General features: G+C 69.3%; 15 protein-coding genes. 4 read left to right on the top strand and 11 right to left on the bottom strand.

The window, feature by feature from the left end:
* Positions 1 to 172 precede the first annotated feature (172 nt).
* Positions 173 to 2,155: a DNA topoisomerase IV subunit B gene (gene parE / locus ACLBWH_RS07415; RefSeq protein WP_447797885.1), complete on the bottom strand. Its 1,983-nt coding sequence runs from the start codon at positions 2,153 to 2,155 to the stop codon at positions 173 to 175.
* 188 nt (positions 2,156 to 2,343) lie between these two features.
* Between parE and ACLBWH_RS07410 the strand changes: the two genes are divergently transcribed.
* Positions 2,344 to 3,180 (top strand): outer membrane protein, encoded by an 837-nt coding sequence (locus tag ACLBWH_RS07410; protein ID WP_447797883.1) that lies wholly within the window; start codon positions 2,344 to 2,346, stop codon positions 3,178 to 3,180.
* 507 nt (positions 3,181 to 3,687) lie between these two features.
* Here the strand turns inward: ACLBWH_RS07410 and ACLBWH_RS07405 are convergent.
* A complete protein-coding gene (locus ACLBWH_RS07405; RefSeq protein ID WP_447797881.1) occupies positions 3,688 to 4,416 on the bottom strand; it encodes a GcrA family cell cycle regulator in 729 nt (242 codons plus the stop codon).
* Positions 4,417 to 4,480: 64 nt separating this feature from the next.
* Here ACLBWH_RS07405 and ACLBWH_RS07400 point away from each other — a divergent pair, with 64 nt between their 5' ends.
* Both ACLBWH_RS07400 and ACLBWH_RS07395 read left to right on the top strand, forming a co-directional pair.
* Entirely contained in the window at positions 4,481 to 5,335 is an 855-nt protein-coding gene (locus tag ACLBWH_RS07400; RefSeq protein WP_322848767.1) for an ABC transporter permease, read from the top strand.
* Entirely contained in the window at positions 5,293 to 6,612 is a 1,320-nt protein-coding gene (locus ACLBWH_RS07395) for a serine hydrolase (protein WP_447797879.1), read from the top strand. The genes ACLBWH_RS07400 and ACLBWH_RS07395 overlap by 43 nt, the downstream gene beginning before the upstream one ends.
* Here ACLBWH_RS07395 and ACLBWH_RS07390 read toward each other — a convergent pair.
* Genes ACLBWH_RS07390 through ACLBWH_RS07375 form a run of 4 tightly spaced genes read right to left on the bottom strand, consistent with a single transcriptional unit; the run spans position 6,598 to position 9,528 of the window.
* Positions 6,598 to 7,146, bottom strand: coding sequence for a GNAT family N-acetyltransferase (locus tag ACLBWH_RS07390; RefSeq protein WP_447797878.1), 549 nt, complete (start codon positions 7,144 to 7,146; stop codon positions 6,598 to 6,600). The genes ACLBWH_RS07395 and ACLBWH_RS07390 overlap by 15 nt on opposite strands.
* On the bottom strand, positions 7,143 to 7,931 hold the full coding sequence (locus tag ACLBWH_RS07385; protein ID WP_322848764.1) for a LysR family transcriptional regulator: 789 nt from the start codon (positions 7,929 to 7,931) through the stop codon (positions 7,143 to 7,145). Before ACLBWH_RS07385 ends, ACLBWH_RS07390 begins: the two co-directional genes overlap by 4 nt.
* Positions 7,928 to 8,326, bottom strand: coding sequence for a Co2+/Mg2+ efflux protein ApaG (gene apaG / locus ACLBWH_RS07380; protein ID WP_322848763.1), 399 nt, complete (start codon positions 8,324 to 8,326; stop codon positions 7,928 to 7,930). Before apaG ends, ACLBWH_RS07385 begins: the two co-directional genes overlap by 4 nt.
* Positions 8,323 to 9,528 carry a trans-sulfuration enzyme family protein gene (locus ACLBWH_RS07375; protein WP_447797875.1) on the bottom strand — a complete coding sequence of 402 codons (1,206 nt, stop codon included), beginning with the start codon at positions 9,526 to 9,528 and terminating at the stop codon, positions 8,323 to 8,325. The genes apaG and ACLBWH_RS07375 overlap by 4 nt, the downstream gene beginning before the upstream one ends.
* A gap of 354 nt (positions 9,529 to 9,882) precedes the next feature.
* On the opposite strand from ACLBWH_RS07375, the gene ACLBWH_RS07370 reads away from it, so the two are divergent.
* Complete coding sequence (locus ACLBWH_RS07370) at positions 9,883 to 11,115, top strand: phospholipid carrier-dependent glycosyltransferase (RefSeq protein ID WP_447797873.1); 1,233 nt, start codon at positions 9,883 to 9,885, stop codon at positions 11,113 to 11,115.
* A 153-nt stretch (positions 11,116 to 11,268) separates the two neighbouring features.
* Here ACLBWH_RS07370 and ACLBWH_RS07365 read toward each other — a convergent pair whose 3' ends face one another.
* From ACLBWH_RS07365 to ACLBWH_RS07345, 5 genes are read right to left on the bottom strand one after another with little or no spacing between them, the layout of a single operon-like run.
* Entirely contained in the window at positions 11,269 to 12,366 is a 1,098-nt protein-coding gene (locus ACLBWH_RS07365) for a glycosyltransferase family 2 protein (protein WP_447797871.1), read from the bottom strand.
* Positions 12,363 to 13,406 (bottom strand): 3-isopropylmalate dehydrogenase, encoded by a 1,044-nt coding sequence (leuB, locus tag ACLBWH_RS07360; protein WP_447797869.1) that lies wholly within the window; start codon positions 13,404 to 13,406, stop codon positions 12,363 to 12,365. Before leuB ends, ACLBWH_RS07365 begins: the two co-directional genes overlap by 4 nt.
* A 28-nt stretch (positions 13,407 to 13,434) precedes the next feature.
* Positions 13,435 to 14,166 (bottom strand): DNA repair protein RecO, encoded by a 732-nt coding sequence (recO, locus tag ACLBWH_RS07355; RefSeq protein WP_447798202.1) that lies wholly within the window; start codon positions 14,164 to 14,166, stop codon positions 13,435 to 13,437.
* 54 nt (positions 14,167 to 14,220) lie between these two features.
* Entirely contained in the window at positions 14,221 to 15,102 is an 882-nt protein-coding gene (locus ACLBWH_RS07350) for a GNAT family N-acetyltransferase (RefSeq protein WP_447797867.1), read from the bottom strand.
* On the bottom strand, positions 15,099 to 16,049 hold the full coding sequence (locus tag ACLBWH_RS07345) for a polysaccharide deacetylase (protein WP_322848757.1): 951 nt from the start codon (positions 16,047 to 16,049) through the stop codon (positions 15,099 to 15,101). Before ACLBWH_RS07345 ends, ACLBWH_RS07350 begins: the two co-directional genes overlap by 4 nt.
* Between the last annotated feature and the right edge of the window lie 39 nt (positions 16,050 to 16,088).

Here is a 16,088-nt window from a genome sequence, read left to right as displayed (position 1 = left end):
GACGACCCCTGCAAAAGGCTCGAACGAGTCCGGGGTGACGGAACGAGCTAAGGCGGGATCGACCTTCAGCAATTCCTTCCCCGCCAGGGGGAGGGCTTACGTTACGACGATGAATGTCGATCAACCCTACGCAAGGTCAGGGCCACCACAGACTCCATAAGCCCCCACCCAATCAGGCGTCGATCGCCTCCTCGTCCAGCCGCGCCGCATTCTCCTGGATGAACGCGAAGCGGTGCGCCGGATTGTTGCCCATCAGCCGGTCGACGAGGTCCTTCACCCCGGCGCGTTCCTCATATTCCTGCGGCAGCGTGATGCGGATCATGCCGCGCGTCTTGGGGTCCATCGTCGTCTCGCGGAGCTGGCCGGGGTTCATCTCGCCGAGCCCCTTGAACCGCGACACCTCGACCTTCTTGCCCTTGAACGCGGTCTTCTCCAGCTCGGCGCGATGCGCATCGTCGCGCGCGTACAGCGACTTCGCCCCGACCGTCAGCCGATAGAGCGGCGGCTGCGCCAGATACAGATGCCCGCGCCGCACCAGATCGGGCATCTCCTGGAAGAAGAAGGTCATCAGCAGCGTCGCGATATGCGCGCCGTCGACGTCGGCGTCGGTCATGATGACGACGCGCTCGTAGCGGAGCTGGCTCGCATCGCAATCCTTGCGCGTCCCGCAGCCCAGCGCCTGGATCAGATCGGCGATCTCCTGATTGGCGACGATCTTGGCGCTGGTCGCGCTGGCGACGTTGAGGATCTTGCCGCGGATCGGCAGGATCGCCTGCGTCTTGCGGTCGCGCGCCTGTTTCGCCGAGCCGCCCGCCGAATCGCCCTCGACGATGAACAGCTCGGTGCCCTCGTTGCCGTCGTTGGCGCAATCGGTCAGCTTGCCGGGCAGGCGCAGCTTGCGCGCGCTGGTCGCGGTCTTGCGCTTGACCTCGCGCTCCTGCTTGCGGCGCAGCCGCTCGTCCATCCGTTCGAGCACATAGCCGAGCAGCGCCTTGCCGCGGTCCATATTGTGGCCGAGCCAATGGTCGAAATGGTCGCGCACCGCTTTCTCGACCAGCCCGGCCGCCTCCGGGCTGGTCAGGCGATCCTTGGTCTGGCTCTGGAATTGCGGTTCGCGGATGAACACGCTGAGCATCAGCTCGCTGCCGACCATCACGTCGTCGGCGGTGATCTCCTTGGCCTTCTTCTGGTGGATCAGGTCGCCGAACGCGCGCAGGCCGCGCACTAGCGCCTGGCGCAATCCCTGTTCGTGCGTCCCGCCATCGGGGGTCGGGATCGTGTTGCAATACCAGCTATAGCTGCCGTCGCTCCACAGCGGCCATGCGACCGCCCATTCGACGCGCCCCTGTTCGCTCGGAAAATCCTGACTGCCCGCGAAGAAGTCCGACGTCGCGCATTCGCGGGTTCCCACCTGTTCCTTGAGGTGATCGGCCAGCCCGCCGGGAAACTGGAACACCGCCTCGGGCGGCGTGTCCGTCCCCTCGACCAGCTCGGGCGCGCAATGCCAGCGGATCTCGACCCCGGCGAACAGATACGCCTTGGACCGCGCGAGCTGGTAGAGCCGCTTGGGCTTGAACGCGAGTTCCGGCCCGAAGATCTCGGTATCCGGCGTGAAGGCGACCGAGGTGCCGCGCCGGTTGGGCGCCGCGCCGACATGCTCCAGCGGCCCCTGCGTCAGCCCGCGGCTGAACCGCTGGCGATAGAGCTGCCGCTCGCGCGCCACCTCGACCACGGTATCCGACGACAGTGCGTTGACCACCGAGACGCCGACACCGTGCAGGCCGCCGCTGGTCGCATAGGCCTTGCCGGCGAACTTGCCGCCCGAATGGAGCGTCGACAGGATCACCTCCAGCGCGCTCTTGTCGGGGAATTTGGGATGCGGATCGACCGGAATGCCGCGGCCGTTGTCGGTGATCGTCAGCCGGTTGCCCGGTTCCAGCGTCACCTCGATCCGCGTCGCGTGGCCGGCGACCGCCTCGTCCATCGCATTGTCGAGCACTTCGGCGGCGAGATGGTGCAGCGCGCGCTCGTCGGTGCCGCCGACGTACATGCCGGGGCGGCGGCGGACGGGTTCCAGCCCCTCCAGCACCTCGATCGAAGACGCGTCGTAATTGCTGTCGGGCGCCGCGGCGGGCGCGAAAAGGTCTTGGGCCATCAGCGGGAACCATAAGGGAACATCGCCGCCGATACCAGCGCCGGACCGCACCTGCCCGGCCGCGCGATGTTGCTCGGATGTGTCTGCGCTGATGCATGAAAACCACACTTTATGTGAATGCAGATGCTGATGCATATCAACGACATCCCGTACGTTCCTAGGGTGCTGCACACACTCCGGGAGAGACTATGCGTACCACCCTGCTGCTCGGCGCCCTCGCCGCCGCCACCTTCGCCACCGCCGCCCAGGCGCAGGACGCCGGCGATCCGGCCCCGTTCTCGGGCATCTACGTCGGCGCCGCCGGCGGCTATGACGTCCAGCCCAACGACACCGGTTCGACGATCCTGTTCGACCGCGGCTCGAACGGCAGCTTCGGTGACACGGTGGTCGCGAACGGCGGCAACGCCTTCGCTCCCGGTTTCTGCAACGGCCGCGCCCGCGCCGCGACGCCGCTGCCGGCAGGCTGCGCCAACGACAAGGACGGCTGGTCCTATTACGGTCGCATCGGCATGGATTCGCAGGCGGGCAACATCGTGATCGGTGCGCTCGGCGAATTCGGCAAGACCGAGATCACCGACAGCGTCAGCGGCTTCTCGACCACGCCGGCCAATTACGTGATGACCCGCGAAGTGAAGTGGGAGGCCAGCATCCGCGGCCGCGTCGGCTATGCGCCCGGCACGACGCTGTTCTACGGCACCTTCGGTCCCGGCTATGCCAATATCGACCGCAGCTTCACCTCGACCAACACCGCGAACGCCTTCGCCCAGTCGGGCAAGCGCAAGCAGTTCGGCATCGTCGGCGGCGGCGGCGTCGAGCAGAAGCTCGGCGAGCATTTCTCGATCGGCATGGAATATACCTATCACCAGTATAACGACGACGACGCCCGCGTCCGCGTGACCCAGGGCACCGCGCCCGCGACCAACCCGTTCGTCGCGGTCGCCGGCGGCACCTCGACCGACTTCCGTCGCTCGGACGAGAAGTTCCGCTGGCATTCGCTGCGCGCGACGGCGGCGTTCCGCTTCTAGGCGCGGCGCCCACGCCCGATAGCCGAAGGGGGCTGGCTTCGCAGGAAGCCGGCCCCTTTTGCTATGCGCAGCGCAGCGGGGGAATGATCGCCTGTCCTACACGGCAGGCGCGTGATATCTCCCGTGGCGACGCTCTTTCTCATCGCCGCACCACGATCACGACAGATTTGAAAACGATGGGAGTGGATCGTTTCCGTTAAGGTGTCCATGTTGTCCATGTCGCCTAACACCCAAGCACGTACCCCGGCGCAGGCCGGGGCCCAGTTGGGTGAAGCTTTGCAATAACTTACAACGGCCTTCCCAACTGGGCCCCGGCCTGCGCCGGGGTACATACGGTACTTTGCAGTGGCCTCGAACCAGTCCGACGCGACGGCCTTTGTGGATAACCCGTCCAACCGCAGCCACGGCGAGGCAGCGACGTACCGCGCCCGCGCCATGCCCCCCCGGCCACGAAAAAGGCCGCCCCCTCGCGGGAAGCGGCCTCCTTCACACCCGAGTCGCGATGCGTCAGCGCACGCGCGGGCCGCCGAACGGCAGCGGCGGCGGCGGACGGCGGTCGCGGCGCGGCAGCTGCGCCTGATAGGCATGGCCGCAATGCGCGACGCAATACGGGAAACCGGGGTTCACCTTGTCGCCGCAGAAGTGGAAGTCCGGCTCGCCGGGATGGCCGAGCGGCCATTTGCAGATCCGGTCGTTGAGATCGAGCAGCGTCGTCTTGCCGGCGATCTCGGGCGACGGCTTGGCGGGCACCAGCCGGCGCGGCGGCGCCGGGGTCGACGGCGGCTGCTGCTCGCCGGGCGACTGGCGGACGAACCCGCCCGGCCCGACCGAACGCAGGATCGGCTGCGGCTCGCGCTTGGGCGCGGCGACGACCTCGTCTTCCTCCTCGTCCGCATCGTCCTCGACCGCGTCATCCTCGTCCTCGTCGGGATCGGCCGCGGCGGCGACCGGCTCCGGCGCGGGCGCCGGGCGAGGCGGGGCCGGCGGCGCGGCGACCACCGGTGCCGGCGCGGGTTCGGGCTCGGCCTCGGGCAGCGGCACGACCGGCGCCGGGGCGGCGGCGGCCGGCTCGTTCGGCTTCACCGGCGACGGGCGCGACTGGAGGCCCAGGCGATGAGCCTTGCCGATCACCGCGTTGCGGCTGACGCCGCCCAGCGCCTCGGCGATCTGGCTGGCGGTCTGCCCCGCCTCCCACATCGTCTTGAGCGTGTCGATCCGCTCGTCGGTCCAGGACATTATCACGTTCCTTACACTTGCGCCGGGTTGCGGGCGGCTGCGGCTGCGGTTACCCGCTTCACCCATGAGCAGCCAGCCCCCAATCGGCGAGATCCAATCGGCAATCCGGTCCGCACCCGGCGTCCCGGTGATCCGGAACGTGAACTGGGGCGGCCTGAAGACCCTCTATGTGAAGGAGGTGCGCCGGTTCTTCAAGGTCCACCTCCAGACGGTGTGGGCCCCGGCGATCACCACGTTGCTGTTCCTCATCGTCTTCACCATCGCGACCGGCGCGAAAAGCCCGGTCGTGGTCGGCGGCGTCACCGTCCCCTTCGCCGATTTCATCGCCCCCGGCCTGATCATCAGCCAGGGGATGATGGGCCCCGCCTTCGCCAACGCCAGCTTCTCGCTGCTCGTCGGCAAGATCCAGGGGACGATCGTCGACTACCTGCAACCGCCTCTGTCGACGGCGGAATTGCTCGCCGCGCTGGTCGGCGGCGCGATGACGCGGGCGTTCATCGTCGGCTTCATCTGCTGGTGCGCGATGGCGCTCTATCCCGGCGTCCACGTCACCCCGACGCACCCGCTGGCGATCCTGTGGTTCGGCCTGCTCGGCGCCGCCTTCCTGTCGTTCCTCGGCGTGCTCACCTCGATCTGGGCGGAAAAGTTCGACCATGCCGCCGCAGTGACCAATTTCGTCATCGCGCCGCTGTCGCTGCTGTCGGGCACCTTCTACTCGGTCGACCGGCTCGCCCCCGCCTTCCGCGCGTTCAGCCACGCCAATCCCTTCTTCTACATCATCTCCGGCTTCCGATACGGCTTCCTCGGCACCGCCGATTCGCCCATCATGGTCGGCAGCATCGCGATCCTCGCGGTGGACATCGCACTGGGGGTATTATGCTATCAGCTGCTCAAGCGAGGCTGGAAGCTCAAGAACTGATCGCGCTGGCGGCGACGGCGCTGATCGCCCTGACGCCGCTCGCCGCATCGGCGCAGACGCCCCCCGCCGTGGCCGCGACACCGGCCGCCGACCCCGCCGTCCGCACCCGCGCCACCGCGCTGATCCCGGTGCTCGCCGGCCGACCCGGCTACGACGCGCTGTTCACCGCCGCCTTCCGCCATGCGGTGCCGTCCGCGCAATGGACCGCCCTCACCGCGCAACTGCGCGCGACGCTCGGCGAACCGCGGAAGGTCGCCCGCCTCGATCCCGTCGGCCGCTGGGCGGCGACGGCGGTGATCGACTATGACCGCGGCACCGCGACGCTGCGCCTGTCGATCGACCCCGCCGCACCGCATGCGATCGCCGGCCTGCTGATCACCGGCACCGAGTTGCACGGCGACACGCCCGCCAAGGTGCAAGCCGACCTCGCCGCTTTGCCCGGCATCGCGCAATTCGGCGTCTACGCGCTCGACGGACCGCAACCCACGCCACAAGCCGAAACCCGCGCCGACACCCCCGCCCCGCTCGGCTCCGCGTTCAAGCTCTGGGTCCTCGCCGAGGCGGCGCGGCAGGTCGCGGCGGGCACGCGCCATTGGGACGATGTCGTGGCGGTCGGGCCGCCGTCGCTCCCCTCCGGCATCCTCCAGGCCTGGCCGCGCGCCACGCCGGTGACGCTCCAGACGCTGGCGACGCTGATGATCTCGATCAGCGACAATACCGCCACCGACACGCTGGTCCGCCTGCTCGGCCGCCGCGAGGTGGATGCGATGGCGGCACGCTTCGGCGCGACCGCCCCGGTCCTGACGACGCGCGAGGCGTTCGCGATCAAGGCCGACCCGACGCTCACCGCCGCCTGGATCGGGCGCGACGCCACCGGCCGCCGCGCCCTGCTGCAAACCGAAGCCGCGCGCCTCGACGCCGCCCGCCTCGACCCGCTGATGTTCTCCTCGGGTCCGCTCGCCAGCGAGACCGTCGAATGGTTCGCCGCCCCGCGCGACATGGCGCGCCTGCTCGCCCATCTGCGCGACGCCGGCCCGGTGGTGCGCGATATCCTGTCGATCAACCACGGCGTCGATCCCGCAACCGCCGCGCGCTTCGCCTATGTCGGCTTCAAGGGCGGCTCCGAACCCGGCATCATCGCGCTCAACGTGCTGGCGCAGACGAAAACCGGCCGCTGGTACGCGATCTGCGCGAGCTGGCACAGCGCCGACGGCGCGGTCGACGAACCCCGCCTGATGGCGCTCGTCACGCGGACGCTGGGGCTATTGGCGTCCTGACGGGGCTGCATCGCGCTCGATCCACTCGCTGCGCAACATCCCGTAGATCAGCGTATCGCGGACCCCGATATGCGTCTCCCATTCGCCGCGCAGCCGCCCCTCGCAGGTGAAGCCGACCCGCTCCAGCAAGCGCGCGGAGGCGACCGCCTCGGGATCGATGTCGGCAAAGATGCGCCGCATGCCCTCGCCGAACACCTGCGCCACCACCGCCTCCACCGCCTCGCGTGCCACGCCGCTGCCCCAGGTCGCCGGCGCGAAGAGATAGCCGATCTCGCCCACCCCGGGCCGCTTCTCGCCGATATACACGAAGCCGATCGCCGCACTCCCGCCCGTCCGCACCGCCGCCCAGACGCGCTGCCGGGCTCGCATGTCGGCGAAATATCCGCGCAGCTCCTCGACCGCGGCGAACGGCCCGCGCGACCACCAGCGCATCACCGCGGGGTCGCTCATCGCCGGAAACAGCACCTCGGCATCGTCCAGCGTCAACCGCCGCAGCGTCAGCCGCGCCGTCGTCAGCGTCGGCGTATCGCTCACCCGGTCAGCGCGTCGACCAGCGCCCGCACCTTCGCCTGCCGCCATTGCGGCAGCGGTGCGACCAGCCAATAGCCGAAGCGCGACGGCTGCGGATCGCCGACCACCGCGACCTTGCCGTTGGCGATATCGCGCGCGGCGAGCAGCTCAGATACCGTCGCGCGGCCGAGCCCCGCCACCGCCGCATCGATCGCGAGGCCGGCGTCGGCGACGCGGACCAGCGCATGCCCCTCGCCACCGGGGCAGCCCGGCCAGGCGATCAGCGTCTCCGCCGCACCGGGCGCGGCGATCGTCACCATGCCCTCCGACTCCAGCGCCTCGCCCTCATGCTCGCCCGGCCCCTCGCCCCAGCGGATCGCCAGGTCGAGGTTCGCTTCGGTGAAATCGACCGCATCGTCCGCCGCGATCAGCACGAAGCGCAGCTCGCCGTCGCGCTGCGCGACCTCGGCGAGCCGCGGCATCAGCCATTTCTCGGTCAGGTCGCGCGGCGCGGCGATGGTCAGCGACTTGGACGACTGGCCCGCCTGCATCGCGCGAACCGCCTCCTCGAACTGGAGGAAACCGTCGCGCAGCGCGCCGAGTCCCGCCTCCGCCTCGGGGGTCAGCTCCAGGCCGCGCGTGGTACGGCGGAACAGCACGACGCCCAGCGTATCCTCCAGCGCGCGGATCTGCTGGCCGACCGCCGCGGGGGTCACCGCCAGCTCGTCGGCGGCGCGGGTGAAGCTCAGGTGGCGCGCCGCGGCATCGAGCACGCGCAACCCGTTGAGCGGCAGGTGCGTGCGCTTCACGATTCGACCGCCGAGGCGAGCAGCGTGAATTTGGGGATGGCGGCGTCGAAGCAGGTGCCGTCCTCGTCGATCATCCGATAGCTGCCCTGCATGGCCCCGCTCGGCGTCTGCAACGGGCAGCCCGAGACATAATCGAAGCTCGCACCCGGCGCGATCAGCGGCTGTTCGCCGACGACCCCCTCGCCCTCGACCGAATGGCGCGCGCCGCGCCCGTCGATGATCACCCAATGGCGGGTCAGCAATTGCACCGACCGCGCCGATTCGTTCTCGATGCGGATATGATAGGCCCAGAACCAGCGGCCGCGGCGCGGCTCCGACTGTTCGGGGAGATAGCTCACCGAGACGCGTACCGTCACCCCGTCGGTGGTCGCGGCATGCGGGAAGAATTCCTTCACAGACCGACCTGCCGCAGCGCCTGGTCGAGATCGTCGATCAGGTCCTGCGGGTCCTCCAGTCCGACGTTGAGGCGCAGCATGCCCTCGCCGATCCCCATTTCGATGCGCTTGTCCTCGGCGACGCCGGCGTGCGTGGTCGAGGCGGGATGCGTCATCAGCGAGCGTGAATCGCCGATGTTGTTCGAAATGTCGATCAGCGCCAGCGCATCGAGCAGACCGTGCGCCTGTGCGCGATCGGCGACCTCGAACGCGAAGATCGGGCCGGTCGCCGACATCTGGCTCATCGCCAGTTCGTGTTGCGGATGGCTGGGCAGGCCGGGATGGAGGATGCGCGGCACGCGCCCTTCGAGGAAGCGGCCGACGGTGACCGCGCTCTGCGACTGGCGCTGGATGCGCAGGTCGAGCGTCTCGAGCCCCTTGAGCACCACCCAGGCGTTGAACGGCGACAGCGTCGGGCCGGTGTTGCGGGTGAAGGGCAGCAGGGTGTTGTCGATGAAATCCTTGCTGCCGCACACCGCGCCGGCGAGCACGCGGCCCTGCCCGTCCATCATCTTGGTCGCCGAATAAGCGGTGACGTCGGCGCCGAAGTCCATCGGCCGCTGGAGCGCCGGGGTGGCGAAGGCATTGTCGACGACGCTGACGATGCCGCGTTCGCGCGCGATGCCGCACACCGCGCGCAGATCGACGATATCCATCGTCGGATTGGCGGGCGTTTCGAAGAAGAAGACCTTGGTCTCGGGCCGCACCGCGTCGAGGAACGCCTGCGGATCGCGCGCATCGACCACCGTCGTCGCGATGCCGAACTTGGGCAGCAACGTATCCGTCAGCCAGCGGCACGAACCGAAGGCGGCGCGGCCGCCGACGAGATGGTCGCCGGCCTGCAACTGGCACAGCAGCGCCGCGGTCATCGCGGCCATGCCGGTCGCCATCGTCCGGCACGCCTCGGCACCTTCGAGCAACGCGATCCGCTGTTCGAGCATCTCGACGGTCGGGTTCTGGAGGCGGGAATAGGTCATCCCCTCCTGCTCGCCGGCGAAACGCGCCGCGGCATCGGCGGCCTTGTCGTAGGTATAGCCCGAGGTCAGGAACAGCGCCTCGCTTGTCTCGCCATATTCACTGCGCGCGGTGCCGCCGCGGATGGCGAGCGTCGCCGGACGCCAATTGGCGGTGATCGAGCGGTCCTGTCCTGCCTTGCGCTTCATGCGATGCGCTTAGCCGGACGGGTGCGGGCGGTGCAAGCGTTGGCGACGCGGGACGCGGCGGCGTCGCCGCGCGCAACATGGACAAGATGGACACCTTAATGGAAACGATCACCCCCTGATCGTTTCCATTTCTGCACCGATCGCGGATCACTCGTCGGCAGGTCATGCAGCAATGAGAAAGAGCGATGCGATGCCCCAGCCCTATCCCTATGCCGCCAGGTAGGACAGACCGGGGCAGTTCGCCGTTCCCGATCAGCGGGATAGAGACGGCATCGTCCAACAGGCCGCGACCATGCCGGCATGCGGGCGCGTCGAGGCGCTTGCCAAGGCCCGCCGCCGCGAAGACAAGGCGGGGTGCGCCTGCTCTCCCGCCCCCTCCCCGCCGCGCTCGCCATCGGCCTCGTCGCGCAAATATTGTTCTGCTGGCAGCTGACCACGCCGCACGTGCTCGTCTTCGACGAGGTGCATTACGTTCCCGCCGCGCGGATGCTGCGCGGGCTTGTCGGGCCGGTGAACATCGAACATCCCTTGCTCGGCAAGACGCTGATCGCGCTCGGCATGACGATCTTCGGCGACGGCCCGCTCGGCTGGCGCGCGCTGTCGACCGTCGCGGCGAGCGCGGTGGTGATGGGGGTGTTCGCGATCCTCTGGCTTATCTTCGGCCGGGTGCGCACCGCGAGCATCGGCGCGGTGCTGACGTTGCTCAACTTCACCGTCTTCGTGCAGGCGCGGATCGCGATGCTCGACGGGTTCATGGCGGCGTTCGTCGTCACCGGGTTCGCCGCGCTGCTTTGGGCGATGCGCGCGCGCGGCGCGGCGGTCTGGTGGCGGTGGCTGCTCGGCGCCTTGCTGCTCGGCCTGGCGGTCGGCACGAAATGGACCGCGCTGCCGTATCTGGGTTTCGCCGGCGCGACCTATCTCGTCGCGCGCCGGCGCCGGCCGGACCTCTGGCCCGGCCTTCACCCGCTGGTCGCGCTCGTCCTGCTCGGCGGCGTGGCGATGCTCGCCTATTTCGCCACCTTCTGGCCTGCCTTCCTCTATGCCGACCAGCCGCTGACGCTCGCGCGACTGCTCCCCTTCCAGCTCGACATGTACCGCCAGCAGACGCAGGTGCTGCCGCCGCACACCTATCAGTCGAGCTGGTGGACGTGGCCGTTCGACTGGCGGCCGGTCTGGTATTTCTACGAGCCCGCCGATGGCGCGCAGCGCGGCATCCTGATGCTCGGCAATCCGGTGGTGATGTGGGGCGGGCTGGTCGCGGTGGTCGCGGGGCTTGCCGCGTGGGTGCGCGACGGCAACGCGCGGACCGGTGGTGTCGCCCTGCTGTGGATCGCCAGCGTCGCGATGTGGGCGCTCATCCCCAAGTCGCTGGGTTTCTATTATTATTACTATCTGTCGAGCATCTGGCTGGCGCTGGTCATCGCCGCGACGTTCGACCATTGGCGGCAACGCCTGCGCAATTGGGACGAGGCGTTCCTCGCCGCGAGCGCGGTGCTGTTCATCCACTTTCACCCGATCCTGTCCGCCGCGGCACTGCGCGGGCCGGGGTCGTTCCATGGCTGGATGTGGCTGAAAAGCTGGGTTTAGGCGCGCGGTATTCCTCCCCCGCCAGGAAGTTTCCGAAGGCATGACGGAGGGGGAGGATACGGCAGAACTCGTCATTCGTGGAGACGCCCCCTCCACCACCCGGCTGCGCCGGGCGGTCCCCCTCCCCCGCTTCGCGAGGAAGAAATTAGTCGCTTAATACCGGCCCCACACGAATTTCGACGACAGCGCGTAATTCCACACCGCGCCCACCAAGATGCCGAGCAAGGCCGACGCCGCCGCGCCCTCGTTGTGGACGTCGTGGACGAACGCCGCGATCCCGACGTTCGCGACCAGCCCGACCGAGCAGACGACGCAGAACGACACCCAGCCGTCGAGCCATTGCCGCATGCCCTTCAGCCGCCGGTCGCGATAGGTCAGCGCATTGTTGAGCGCGAAGTTGAACGTCATCGCCGCCAGCGCACCGAGGATCTGCGCGCCGAGGAACGCCGCGCCGAACAGCATCGCGACGCCGAGCACCCCCATATGCACGCCGACGCCGAGCACCCCGATGCACGAGAACATCGCGAAGCGCACCGGCACGAACCGCCCGAACATCCGGTCGTAGAGCGCAATCAGATATTCCATCGCGACGACGTGATCGAGCTTCGACTCGCCCTCGGTCCGCACCCGGAAGGTATAGGGCAGTTCGGCGAAGCGCAGCGGCTCGGCGCTGGCGGTCATCAGGTCGAGCAGGATCTTGAAGCCGATCGCCGACAATTCGGGGGCGAGCCGCCGCGCATGCGTGGTGCGGATCGCGAAGAAGCCGCTCATCGGATCGCTGAGGTCGCCCTTGAGCACCCGGCGCGACAGCCGCGTCGCGAACGCGGATTTGGCGACGCGGTCGCGGTCCCAGTCGCCGGTCCCGCCGCCGTCGACGAAGCGCGAGCCGACCACCACGTCGAGGCCGGCATCCGCCTGCAGCAGGTCGAGCATTTTGGGCAGCAACGTCTCGTCATGCTGCAGATCGCCGTCGATCACCGCGACCACCGGCGCGGCGGTCGCGCACATCCCCTCGATACACGCCGAGGACAGGCCGCGCCGGCCGATGCGGTGGATCACCCGCACCCGCGTATCGACCCGCCCGAGTTCGCGTGCCGCTTCGGCGGTGCCGTCGGGGCTGTCGTCGTCGACGAAGATCGCCTCCCAGCGCCGCCCGGCCAGCGCCTGATCGAGCCTGGCGATCAGCGTCGGCACGTTGGCGCGCTCGTTGAACGTCGGGATGACGACCGCGATCTCGAGCAGCGCGCTCACAGGACGGCGAGGACGGCGTCCCCCATCGCGGAGGTGCTCATCGTGCCGCCGAGATCGGCGGTGCGCGCGCCGTCGCGGATCGCCTGCGCCACCGCCGCCTCGATCCGGTCCGCCGCCGCGCCGTTCCCGAGCGAATGGCGCAGCATCATCGCCGCCGACAGGATCGCGGCGCACGGGTTGGCCTTGCCCTGTCCGGCGATATCGGGCGCCGAACCGTGGATCGGCTCGTACAGCCCCTTGCCCGCGTCATCGAGGCTCGCCGAGGGCAGCATGCCGATCGAGCCGGCGCACATCGAGGCCTGATCCGACAGGATGTCGCCGAACAGATTGCCGGTGACGATCACGTCGAACTGGCCGGGATTGCGCACGAGCTGCATCGCGGCATTGTCGACGTACATATGGGTCAGCGTCACGTCGGGATAGTCCGCCGACTCTTCGATCACCACGTCGCGCCACAATTGCGAGGTTTCGAGCACGTTCGCCTTGTCGACCGAGCAGAGCTGGCCGCGCCGCTTGCGCGCCGTCTCGAACCCGACGCGGGCGATGCGCCGCACCTCGGTTTCGTCGTAGCTCATGATGTCATAGCCTTCGCGATGACCGGCGGCCGTCGTGCGACGGCCCTTCTCGCCGAAATAGACGTCGCCGTTGAGTTCGCGGACGATGACGAGGTCGATCTGCCGCGCCACCTCGGGCTTGAGCGCGGAGGCGTCCTCCAGCCCCTCGAACAGGGTCGCGGGGCGGAGGTTGGAGAAGAGCGACAGATGTTTGCGCAGGCCGAGGATCGCCTGTTCGGGGCGCAGCGCGCGTTCGAGCGAGTCGCAGCGCGGATCGCCGACCGCGCCGAACAGCAAGGCATCCGCTCGCCGGGCAAGGTCCAGCGTCGCCTCGGGCAGCGGATGGCCGACGCTATGATAGGCGACGCCGCCGACCGGCGCCTCCTCATAGGTCAGGTCGAGATCGAGCGCGTCGAGCACGCGGCGCGCCTGGGTGATGACCTCGGGGCCGATGCCGTCGCCCGGCAGGAGTGCGATCAATGCCATGGCCGCTGCCTAGCCGCGCCGCCGTGCTTTACGCAACGGCCCTTTTCAGCATCGCGACCAGCCGTTCGCGCGCGACGAGCGGATCGGCGCGGCGATCGGTGAGCAGATCGCGCGCGAGGAAATGGCCGGTGATGGCAAGGCCGGCGAGGATATCTGGCCAGTCCGCCGCGCCGCCTTCGGTGAGGAAGGCGGGCAGCGCGAACAGCCGTTGCTCGTAACCGTAAGCCGCACCACGGCTGACCGCACCGCCGCTGCGGGGGGAGACGAAGCCGAGATCATGCTCGCCGCCGGTGACGACGCAGGCGGTGAGATCGAGCCCGAACCCGAGTTCGGCGAGCAGCAGCAATTCGTAGCGGACGAGCGCGGTCGCCCAGCCGCGCGCCGCCGGCGCTGCCTCGACCGCGTCAAGCACCGCGCCGAGCGCGTCGTAGAGCCGCGGATAGGGTTGCGCCTCGGGCAGCGCCGTGGCGGTCAAGGCGGTGACCCAGGCGAGCGCCGCGGCGGGCAAGGGTTCGCCGTGCAGCGCGGCGCGGCTGTGCAGCGGCTCGACGGTGAGCGCGGCGAGCTGTTCGCCGGTGCGCGCGCGCCATTCGCCGGCGATCGCATTGGCGGGCTGCAACACGGGGCGCAGATGCCGCGACCGGCCGCCGCGGACATAGCCCGGCTGGACGCCGTCGCCGCGGGTCAGCGCGCGCACCACCGCGCCATGCTCGCCATGCGCACGGATCGCGAGAACGATGGCTTCGGCGCGCAGATGCATCATGGGGATATAGCCCCCCGGCCCTTTCCCGCCAGAGGCAGGACCGGCGGCACGCTACCGCCGCACCCTCTTCGCCAGCGCCGCCACCCGCGGATGCCCAGCCGCGCGTTTCGCCCGCGCCATCATCCCGTCGAACCCCGCCAGCGCCGCCAGCGTCGCCCGGTTCGCGAGCGTCGGGCGCAGCAACAGCAGATCGACGCACGCCACCCCGTCCGTCGCGAACTGCCGCTTGTGCTGCCCTTCCCCCTCGGTGAAGTCGAAGCGTGCGAACCGGTCCTCGAACAGATCGCGCATCGCCGCCGCATGCAGCACCGTGCCGGGCGACAGCTCGCTCCACGCCGGATCATGGCCGACATGATCGTAGCGCAACGCGGTCCCCTGCGCGGTGCAGCAGAGATAGGCGACCGGTGCCCCGCCGATCAGCAGCAGCCAGGCACGTAATTCGTCCGCCGCCGCCAGCGCCGACAGATGCGCCACCGACGCCGCATCTTCGGGCAGGCCGGCGTCGAGCAACCGTTCCTGATAGGTCGTCGCCGACACCGTCCGTGCCAGCGGGTAGAAAGCGGCGAACTCCGCCGCGGTCCGATAGGCGTGGATCGCCAGCCCCGCCGCCTCGATCTTCCGGGTCTTGCGCTTCAGCGTCGAGCGCGCCGAGCCCGACAGGCCCGCGAGCCACGCATCGTGGCCGATGCTGAGATCGGTGTAGAAGCGCGTGTAGCGCTGGCGCTCCATCGCGACCCGGCCGCCGCGCTCCACCGCTCCGGCGAGCGATGCGGGCAGCGAAGTGATCAGATAGCCGTCGCCATCGGTTTCCGGCAGCACCGGCACCTGCCCCGCCAGCACCGCGTCGAGCGACAGCGCCACCCGCACCAGCCGTCGCCGCACCACCGCCAATGTCCGCGCCCCGACCTGGAACTTGAGCGCCACCGCCGTCATACGCCGCGTTCCGCGACCCAGTTCGACCAGAGCTGCTCGGCCTGCCGCAAGCGCCGGCGCAGCGCATTGGCGCCGAGCGGCCGATCGTCCTGCCCCAGCGTGAGCGGGGGACGATCGGCGAAATGCACCGTCGGCAGCGCGTCGGTGCGCAAGGCCAGCAGCCGGCACAAGGTATCGAAACGCCGGACGTGCACGCCGTTGGCGCGGGTGCCGAGACGGTTGGCGAGCTCGAAGCCATGGCTGACGATCGTCACCGCGGCATGGCCCTCCGCCGCGGCATGATCCAGCGCCGCCGCGGTCTCCGCCCCCGACAGCGCGCACAATTGGAAGGTGCGCCACATGCCCGGCGCATCCTCGATCACCGTCACCGGCACCTCGATCAGATGATGGTCGATCGGCGCGATCTGGGCGGGCGGCAGCGCGATCCGGCTCTCCGCCGCCTCGGCGCCATTGTGGCTGCTGTCATAGGCGAAGCCGAGTTCGGCGAGCGCGATGAGCGTATCCTCGTTCGCCGCATAGCCGCCGGCGCGGAACGCGATCGGCGCCGGCGCCCCTGCCGCGACCAGCAGTTCGACCGCGCCGCGCAGCAGGTCGCGCTGCTCGCCCAGCGTATATTCGTGCAGCTGGAAACGGGCGTAATGCGCGCCGCGATCACCGACCCGCGCCGCGGTCCAATTGGGGTGGAGATGAAGCTGCACCTCCTGCCCCGCGGCCAGGATGGTATCGACCATCCGCTTGACCGGCGAAAGGCCGAAGATCAGCGCCGGCATCGGATCGACGAAAAAGCACGCCTTCAACCCGTGCTCGGCGAGCAGATCGAGCTGATAGCTCAGCCCCACCCCGGCGGGTTCGATCGACCGCGCATAGATCGTCTCGACGTCGAGCCCGGCAGCATGATGCCGCCAGGCGAATTCGGTGTCGATCGTAAGGAAGACGCGGGTCGCCATGGCCCGGCCATACGGCAGGGACGTGAACAATTGGTAGGG

Source organism: Sphingomonas sp. M6A6_1c (assembly GCF_053345135.1).
This window is presented reverse-complemented; position numbering and strand designations above follow the sequence as displayed.